This window comes from Lysobacter sp. N42 (assembly GCF_004344885.1).
Genome location: NZ_SKFB01000101.1, coordinates 1 through 1886 on the forward strand (window position 1 = coordinate 1; position 1886 = coordinate 1886).

2 protein-coding genes are annotated in these 1886 nt (G+C 74.2%); both read left to right on the forward strand.

Annotated features, from left to right (window positions below):
* Positions 1 to 98 precede the first annotated feature (98 nt).
* Positions 99 to 719: an SCP2 domain-containing protein gene (locus EYQ95_RS26065; RefSeq protein ID WP_243700085.1), complete on the forward strand. Its 621-nt coding sequence runs from the start codon at positions 99 to 101 to the stop codon at positions 717 to 719.
* A 10-nt stretch (positions 720 to 729) separates the two neighbouring features.
* On the forward strand, positions 730 to 1746 hold the full coding sequence (gene nadA / locus EYQ95_RS26070) for a quinolinate synthase NadA (RefSeq protein ID WP_132332120.1): 1017 nt from the start codon (positions 730 to 732) through the stop codon (positions 1744 to 1746).
* The last annotated feature ends 140 nt before the right edge of the window (positions 1747 to 1886 follow it).

Sequence of the window (1886 nt, forward strand, 5' to 3'; positions counted from 1 at the left end):
CCCGCTGGTGCTGGCCATGACCTTCGCGGTCATGGACTACTTCGGCGTGGGCCTGCACAAGATCTCGCTGCGCGCGCCTGGGCGTGCCCGCGGCCACGGTGGACGCCGTGCTCGAGGCGGCCATCGCCGACGCCCGCCGCGCGCAGGGCCTGGCGGCTGACCTGGATCAAGGCGTGCCGCCGGCAAGCGGCCGCATGATCCCGCCCGCCATGCAAGCCCACCCCGCTTCCGCCGCGCGCTGGCTGCGCCTCGTGCCGCCGCCCGCGCGCCTCGCCCCGTTCCTGCGCCGCCTGCCGCAGCCGCTGCAGCGGCGCCTGCTCGAGCGCGCCGTCGCCTCGGTGCTCGCGGTGCCCATCGCCGACGGCCTGCTCGACTTCATGCACCGCCGCCGCCTGGGCATCGAGGTGGCCGACCTCGGCCTGCGCTGGACGCTGGAGCTGCGCGGCACGGGCCTGGTGGCCGTCGACGAGGCTCCCGAGGCCTGCGTGCGCGGCAGCGCCACCGACCTGTTGCTGCTGGCCGCCCGGCTGGAGGACGCCGACACCCTGTTCTTCCAGCGCCGGCTCGTGCTCACCGGCGACACCGAGCTGGGGCTGACCGCGCGCAACGTGCTCGACCGCCTGCCCTGGGAGCGCGTGCCGCTGGCGCTGCGCATCGTGCTGCACCGCGCCGCCGGGCTCGCCCGCGACGCCCGCGACGCGCATCGCGCCGCGCACTGAAGCCACCGCCATGAACGCCGTTCCCGAACCGACCTGGCACGCCGACCTCGAGCAGCGCTACGCCGACCTCGTGCGCACCCTCGAGCCGCTGCTGCCCTGCCTGGAGATCCCCTTCCACCTCGCCTGGATCGACGCGATCCGCGAGCTCAAGCGCCAGCGCGGCGCGGTGGTGATGGCGCACAGCTACCAGTCGCCCGAGATCTTCCACGGCATCGCCGACGTCACCGGCGACTCGCTGGCGCTGGCGCAGGCCGCCGCCGACTGCGAGGCCGACACCATCGTGCTCTGCGGCGTGCATTTCATGGCCGAGAGCGCGAAGGTGCTGGCGCCGGGAAAGCGCGTGCTGATCCCGGACCCCGAGGCCGGCTGCTCGCTGGCCGCCTCCATCACCGCCGCGGACGTGCGCGCGCTGCGCTCGCGCTACCCCGGCGTGCCGGTGGTCACCTACGTCAACACCTCCGCCGCGGTGAAGGCCGAATCCGACGCCTGCTGCACCTCGGCCAATGCGCTGCAGGTGGTGGAGGCGATGGGCGCCGAGCGCGTGATCTTCCTGCCCGACCGCTACCTGGGCCTGAACATCGCGCAGCAGACGCAGGTCGAGCTGATCCTGTGGCACGGCGCCTGCGAGGTGCACGAGCGCTTTTCCGCCGAGGACGCGCGCGACGTGCGCCGCCGCTTCGACGCGCGCATCGTCGCCCACCCCGAATGTACGCCGGCGGTGACCGCCGAGGCGGACTTCGTCGGCTCCACCACCGCCATGGGCGCGTGGCTGGAGAAGGAGCAGCCCGAGCGCGTGGCGCTGATCACCGAGTGCTCGATGGCCGACAACCTGCGCGCGCGCTTTCCCGGCGTGCAGTTCATCAAGCCCTGCAACCTCTGCCCGCACATGAAGCGCATCACCCTGCAGAACGTCTACGAGTGCCTGCGCGACCTGCGCCACGAAGTGGACGTGGAGCCGCAGGTGGCCGAAGGCGCGCGACGCGCGCTCGCGCGCATGCTCGCCATCGGCCGCCGCGAGCGCGTCTGATGGCGCGCGAGGCGCCGGTGGTGGTGGTCGGCGCGGGCCTGGCCGGGCTGTGCACCGCGCTGGCCTGCGCGCCGCGCCCCGTGCTGCTGCTCGATGCGGGCAGCGGCACCGCCAGCGCGCTCGCGCAGGGCGGGATCGCC